This window comes from Rhizobium sp. BR 317 (genome assembly GCF_047445835.1).
Taxonomy (GTDB): domain Bacteria; phylum Pseudomonadota; class Alphaproteobacteria; order Rhizobiales; family Rhizobiaceae; genus Rhizobium; species Rhizobium paranaense.
The window spans coordinates 21,737-28,377 of record NZ_JARWLB010000034.1 but is presented as its reverse complement, the minus strand read 5'-3'; the positions used below and the strand labels follow the sequence as shown (position 1 = coordinate 28,377).

7 protein-coding genes are annotated in these 6,641 nt (G+C 55.6%); 1 reads left to right on the top strand and 6 read right to left on the bottom strand.

All coding sequences use genetic code 11. The features are described 5' to 3' along the window. Nucleotides 1–1,261: 1,261 nt before the first annotated feature. From QD357_RS30305 to QD357_RS30295, 3 genes are all read right to left on the bottom strand, one after another. Nucleotides 1,262–1,573 carry a DUF982 domain-containing protein gene (locus QD357_RS30305; RefSeq protein WP_107107263.1) on the bottom strand — a complete coding sequence of 104 codons (312 nt, stop codon included), beginning with the start codon at nucleotides 1,571–1,573 and terminating at the stop codon, nucleotides 1,262–1,264. A 186-nt stretch (nucleotides 1,574–1,759) separates the two neighbouring features. Then, nucleotides 1,760–2,587 (bottom strand): aminoglycoside phosphotransferase family protein, encoded by an 828-nt coding sequence (locus QD357_RS30300; protein ID WP_107107277.1) that lies wholly within the window; start codon nucleotides 2,585–2,587, stop codon nucleotides 1,760–1,762. 622 nt (nucleotides 2,588–3,209) lie between these two features. Beyond that, the gene (locus QD357_RS30295; RefSeq protein WP_181316010.1) at nucleotides 3,210–3,464 is read right to left on the bottom strand and encodes a DUF982 domain-containing protein; all 255 of its coding nucleotides are present in this window, start codon (nucleotides 3,462–3,464) and stop codon (nucleotides 3,210–3,212) included. 111 nt (nucleotides 3,465–3,575) lie between these two features. Between QD357_RS30295 and QD357_RS30290 the strand changes: the two genes are divergently transcribed. Next, nucleotides 3,576–3,821: a hypothetical protein gene (locus QD357_RS30290; RefSeq protein WP_107107265.1), complete on the top strand. Its 246-nt coding sequence runs from the start codon at nucleotides 3,576–3,578 to the stop codon at nucleotides 3,819–3,821. Between the two features lie 359 nt (nucleotides 3,822–4,180). Here the strand turns inward: QD357_RS30290 and QD357_RS30285 are convergent, their stop codons facing one another. From QD357_RS30285 to QD357_RS30275, 3 genes are all read right to left on the bottom strand, one after another. Beyond that, nucleotides 4,181–4,690 (bottom strand): Hsp20/alpha crystallin family protein, encoded by a 510-nt coding sequence (locus QD357_RS30285; protein WP_107107266.1) that lies wholly within the window; start codon nucleotides 4,688–4,690, stop codon nucleotides 4,181–4,183. Between the two features lie 85 nt (nucleotides 4,691–4,775). After that, a complete protein-coding gene (locus QD357_RS30280) occupies nucleotides 4,776–5,249 on the bottom strand; it encodes an Hsp20 family protein (RefSeq protein WP_107107267.1) in 474 nt (157 codons plus the stop codon). 336 nt (nucleotides 5,250–5,585) lie between these two features. After that, nucleotides 5,586–6,641: a glycosyltransferase family 4 protein gene (locus QD357_RS30275; RefSeq protein ID WP_414125745.1), complete on the bottom strand. Its 1,056-nt coding sequence runs from the start codon at nucleotides 6,639–6,641 to the stop codon at nucleotides 5,586–5,588.

Genomic DNA, 6,641 nt, shown 5'->3' with positions numbered 1-6,641 from the left:
GCTAACGCTTCGGCCGCCGCAAAGCGACGTCGTCCACGTTCGTCCAGAACAGGTTCAAGCGCAGCATAGCGCAGTTGGATGGCGGCCTCGTCAATCACACCGCGATTCTATAGGCTTCAAACCAAAAGGGAATCCCGGCGCCGCAAAAAATCCAAAGCTGCGATTCCTTTATTTATCAACAGTTCCTTAGTCTTCTTGATCGGCCTCTTGCCGCTCGGCTCAGCGGTCTTCTGAAAGTCGCGTTTGGATCTGTAAGTCGATAACTTATCGCTGGCCATGGCTGGTTCTCAAATGTGCCGTCGTGAAACGGAAAAGCCAATCAAGGCGTTGTTGTTCCCGTGGCAGATACCTCAGCCTGTCTGATGGCGAGGAATACTGTCATGAAGCGGGCATTGAGGTGACCTTTCTTAACCTCGACGCCGATGTCTGCTCGAGCCGGCTTGGCATGTCGCTCCTTCGCGATCACTGAGGCCAACCCAGGGAGGCGGAAGAATTCGCTTGGCTTACGATCTCAATGCTTCGATTACTGAGGTTTTTGCGGACCGCGATCTGAAACGGCACACACCTCAGTGGATATTAATCTCGCATCTCTGACACGGGAGGTTTGCCCTGGTTTAACCCGGCGGCGGCCGATCTATTCACCATGCCGAAGCATCGACCCCCGCAACGGCCGGGAGTGCCAGAGCAATCCTTCGTGGGAATGTGGGACTCCCGTTATCGAGACCGGTTTCGAGACCGGAGTAAAGGGATCAACTGCCGCGACGTAAAACCGCGGCCTCAAAGTCCTCCTGCATCATTGAGGCAATTTGGCAAAAGAAACCAGAACATTCGCAGGCAAATCTGTTTCCCATAAGACTCGCGCCCATCCGAGCCGGAACTTGCAGACTTCACCATGGTTAGGCTCCTGTTTGCTCGACCAGGAGTCCGTCTTGCCCCTTTTCACCCTATTGTTCGGCCGCCGGCTCGCCAATCGCGAGCATGAAGACAAGAAGATCGGCTGGATAGAGGCAGTGCCGGCGCTGGGTCTGGATGGCCTTGGTTCATGTTCTTGCGGCCCCGAAGCGGCTCTGACTATCTTGATACCGCTCGGCACGCTTGGTTTTGCCTATCATCGCCGTTCTTGTCATCCTATACTTTTCCTATCGGCAGAGACTCGCGGCTTATCCAACCAACGGCGGAGCCTATACTGTCGCCAGGGAAAATCTGGGAGGAACTAGAGCACAGGTCCCGCATCGAGCCGAGCGGGACCTAAGATGCCACATTAAATCGCACTGATCCGTTTGGCTGCGGCTGGGTAAGTATGCGGCTTCATTTTTGACGTGGTCATCACGGTTGCCATTCCCGCTTCAAGGCAAGCGGCCATGAATGCTTCCCGAGCGATCAGCGCCGGAATGGCGCCATTGAGTGCACCGCGACAGGTTTTCATGGCACGCTTGTGGCGCTCTCCATGTCGCAATGGCCATTCGTTCTCGAGAAAATCCAGCGCATCATAGACGCCGGTGAAGGTGCGTTCCAAACCGCACTGGAGGCGGATCGTTACCGGACGATCCCACGGAATATCGTTCAGCGGCATTTTCTTCCTCCTTTCCATGCCACTCATAAGCCTGAAAATGATATTGGAACTGCTCGCCGAGCCTTCAAGGGCCTATCGCGATCTCGTGCTCAGGCGGCGTTTGCGATTTGATTCCGAGACCATTATAACCGGTGTGTCGTTCGCACCTTGCCGGGTGTTGGCTTGATCGCGCAGTCTGATCCAGACCTATGACGACGCACTAAATCGCTGCACCAATTCCCGTGCATGTTCTTCCATCCAAGCGATTTCGAGCGCTCCTTCATTAAGTACGCCGCGGCGTTCCAATTCCATTTCCCATGGAGAGCCGGATGCAGCGAGATTGCGCATGTGCTCCTGCATTTGCCGCACCCTTTCGATTGCTGCCCTCATGATTTCAATGTCGGGCTCTATCCCGTAGGCGTCTAGGAACAACTGGAAGCGTCGCGCTTTCTCGCGGACGCCTTTCGGCAAGCCATGCGCTTCGCATTTGCCATCACGCCAAAAAGGCACCCAACGCCACGCAATGAAACCAAGGTCCCAAGAGCGCGGTCCTGGTGCTGCAGCGTCCCAATCGATAAACGCTACAGGAAGCCCGGCTTGGAAGACGGTATTCCACGGTGACAAATCATTGTGACAGATCGTCTCGACGGGCTCGCGAGGTTCAATACGCCAGTTGCGGTCATTCCAAAGGAAGCTTGCTGCAGCGTCGTGGTAGGATCGCAGCAATTTCCCTAAATGGACAAGGGCCCGGTCACTCCACACGTAATCAGGAAGCCGGACGTCGAAGCGGCCATATTGATCAGGAATGAATCCTTTGCCTAAGCCAACTTCACCTTCGATGTAAGTGAGACATTCGCGTCCTTGATCATCGAAGCCGTACGCACGGGGCGCTCCCTCAAATCCCTGGTGTTCAATGTGGCGAAGTAGATTCAGAACGGCAGAAGACCACGCCCGGCCACGCCGCCGGACCGTGTCGCCTATCCGGACAACATTCGAATCTGCGCCGCCTGTGAGAGGAATTTCGGACTCGCTCATACCCAATTTTAGGTGCGTGCAAACCAAAGGGTCAAGCGGCGATGCCAGCATCGGGCCATGGTCGCGGTCACCGGGAACGCTCTTGCTTTACTCCAGACGCGGTTGCGACTTCTCGTGGGCTTCTGGGAGGAACGGCAGTGCATATGAGGCAATCAAACAAGTTGCTCGGCAGACAAGACGAGCCCTTGCCGCCAGGAACTCACACAATTGATGACCGTCAAACTAAAAGCTTGGCGCACAGCTTCTAGACAAATCGCATTGGACGGGAAAACAGTCGCGAACGGATGCCCTGCACGACCTCATTCCCCATTTCCTGCACACCGCTCTCTTTTGCGGCCGCGAGCATCGCGCTCCGGGTCGCTTCAGTGGTTGTTCTCCCTCACAAGTGGCATCATCAACACCTTCTGACGAACAAGTACTTATAGTGGAAATCGATCTCTGATGCGTCTTTGGCGGAGCAAATGAAGCGGGTAGATGTTTGACAAGTGGCGAGTCCATTGCCTTACTCGCCAGCCGCCACTCTCACGGCGCGGCAAGCTGCGTTGACGTTCCGCCCTTTCATCCGTCAACAGCAGCTCTTTAGCACGGCAGGGACCTCTCCCGTTTCCCTGCCGTTTTTGTCTCATTGGTTGAAGAAAAAGATTCGAGCGTCTTCCGCCGCGGCTAAGAATGCGCGGCGCGTTTCTTGTGCTGAAATCTTACCCTCGTGAGCATCGATCAAAGCCTGTTTTGCTACGAGGAATGACGTTTCGTTTTGGCTTCCCGGCCATTCCTCGAGCATATATTCGGCTGCTTTTTCGGTGCTGTTGATGGTAACATATCGACCAACCCGGCGCGTTTCGATCGTCACGGGCACGGTCCACCATTGCAGCGTCATCTTCGCATCCTCCTGATACCAAACCATGATCGTTACACGGAGTTCCAGAAGAGCATTTTGGCTACGCTTTCACTTCCCGGCGACACTCAGCCTAGGCTGAAAGGGGAGGAGATGTTCACCCAAGCCGACCTTAAGATGGTCGATCACCATATCGCCGAATGCGAGCAACAAGTGCTGGAGCAGGAGCGGAAACCTACCTTACTTCGCAAGGGGAGCTTAGACACCGAATTGGCAGAACACATTCTGGCAGCCTTTTACGAGACGCTGCTGATACACTACGCCAATCGCGACATGATTGCTTTTCACCTGGACCGGAAAAGTCGTCCATTGCCTTTGAACGTCGATGAACCCGGGTGATTGGCAGAATCGCGCCGGTGCATCGCTGCTTTTGGCAAACTTCGTGTCGAACATTTGCTTTCATTCCTCTTTCCAAGCACACGCGACTGCTCCATCACGTTGAACATCAGATGGGAACAACGTTTCGCTTATTTGGTTTGGCGTCCTGGCCGGGTTGGTCGGCCCACCGTGTCGTTCAGTTTATAAGGGCGACCATGCCCGCCGCCCGAACTCATCTACGGGCGGCGGGCGCTTCCACGTGTGCATAGCGCCTTCACAGTCCAGTTGACTCGACAATCGCGTAGAAGAACTCAAGCTAACTGCAAAATTGGCTGGAGCGGCCGCAGTTTATACCCGCGGCCGCCATAGCGTCGGACTGATTAGCTCTTGATAGCGATCCGCTTGACCTGCGACTGTGCCTTCTCGCTTTTCGGCAAGCTGACGGTCAGTACGCCGTTCTTAAAATGCGCATCGACCTGGTCTTCCTTGACCTCGACGCCGAGGGGGATGCGGCGCTCGAACCGGCCATAATAGCGCTCGGAGAACTGCCGATTGTTATCCTCGCTCTCGGAACGTTTTTCGCCCTTCAGCGTCAGCACGCCATCATTGAGCAGGACCTCGATGTCTTTTTCCTCCAGCCCGGGCACTTCGGCCGTCACCTTGATCTCCTTGTCAGTGTCGGAGATTTCGACACTTGGCCAGCCGGCTCCAAAAGCGGAGCCGCTTCCGACGGATCGCAGGCCGGAACCGAAGCCTCGGAATGCATCGTCGAAAAGACGGTTCACCTCGCGATGAAGCGACAGGAAGGGATCACGGTCGTCATCGCGGAAGAGACTTGGAACCTGGTTGCCGTTATCGCGGCCCCAGGGTATCAGATCACGAACACTMATGGTTTTCTCCTTTCTGTTTGTACAATTCGGGGAATTCCTGGAGGCGCCGGACGTGGCCCGGCGCTTTTACTCTGCTATCGGGAGCCTAAGCCGCCTTCTCGGCCTCGATCTGTCTGCTCTCCGCCTTCGGCAGAGCGATGTTGGTCTTTATTTCGATCTCGCGCGGCTTCATCTCTTCAGGGATTTCGCGCTTGAGATCGACGGTCAACAGACCGTTGGCGAGGCCAGCACCGACGATCTTGACGTGGTCGGCAAGCTCGAACCGACGCTGGAACGAGCGGCTCGCAATGCCGCGATGCAGGTAATGGACCTCTTCACCGTTTGTCTTTTGGCCGGAGACCAAAAGCATGTTCTGCTCCTGGGTGATCGTCAGTTCGTCCGGCGAGAAGCCCGCCACGTCCATAGCAATGCGGTAATCGTCCTCAGTTGTCTTGACGATGTCATACGAAGGCCAGTTGTCGACCATCTCGGTGCGGCTTGCGGCCTCGAGCGCATTTAGCATGCGGTCGAAACCGATACTCGATCGGAACAAGGGGGAAAAATCGAGGTTTGTCCTCATAGCCATATCCTCCTTATAAGCAACATGGATACAAGGAGACGCCAAGAGCACGTGGCGTCTCCTGGACTTGTCGATCCCAATTGGGCAATCGAACAATACTAATATAATTCAGCGGTTTGCGCTTTCAAGAGAAATGGAATTACCCATAAAAAGTTAATTTTCGCCGTAATTATATTCGGTTTCAAGGAATGACGCGGACGTCTTCCAACGCCTGTGTCGTATTCCCACCCTTGCGTGGACGAATGGTGCGCATGCGCCGCCGCGGGAGGGCGAGCCGCTCTTCAGGGTGCAGTCGAATACCGTCCGCGGAAGCGATCGCTAAAGGCCTAGGCCTTTCTAAGCGACGATCTGTAGATCGACTGCTTGGCCTTTGATGGGGCGAAGCCGCGCGGCTTTCGTCAGGGTGCCAGGCAATTGTCGATAGAGGCTGAGATAGTCCTGAGCCATTCGCTCAGCTGTGAAACGCTTCTCAAAAGTAGCCCGAACCCTGCGGCGATCGAAGCGCAGCACCCATTCGATGTGTTCCACTGCTTCCTCGACGCTATCGACCAGCGCACAGCGGAAGGCGATGACTGGCGTGCCGCACGCCATGGCCTCGATCATGACCAGCCCGAAGGGCTCAGGCCAGTCGATCGGGAACAGCAGCGCGCGGGCGTTGCCGAGGAAGTCGGCTTTCTGATGCTCGTTGATCTCGCCGATGAATTCGACATTCGGATKGCTCCTGACCATCGGTTCGATCACTGTTTCCCAATAGGCCTTGTCGGCATCATCGATCTTGGCTGCGATTCTCAGCGGCATGCCGACTTTCACAGCAATCTGGATTGCTCGGTCCGGCCGCTTCTCGGGCGATATTCGTCCGAGGAACGCGAGATAGTTGCCCTTCGGCTTTTCCGTAAAGGGCAGCAGATTAACCGGCAGTCCATGATAAACTGTTCCGGACCAGTTGACCGGCGGCATCGGCCGGCGCTGATCGTTGGAGATCGAGACCAGCGGAATGTCGGGAAAAGCTTTATAGAATGGCTTTAAATCCGGAAGATCGAGCCGCCCATGAAGCGTAGTGATGGTACGGTCGGCAAAATCGCGGATCAGTGGGAAATGTAGGAGATCGATATGGAAGTGGAGTATATCGAATTCCTGCGCACGCCGGCGGATTTCGTCCAGCATTACGATCTGATGCGGCAGGTTATCCTTGACGGCCGGGTTGAGCCGCAACGCGACGTCCGAGCACGCCACGAGCTTGGCGCCCGTCACTGAATCGCCGCTGGCGAAAAGAGTTACGTCGTGGCCTTGGGCGGCAAGTTCCTCTGCAAGATAGGAGACAATCCGCTCGGTTCCTCCATAGAGCTTGGGCGGAACACTTTCAGCGAGCGGCGCTATCTGTGCGATCTTCAT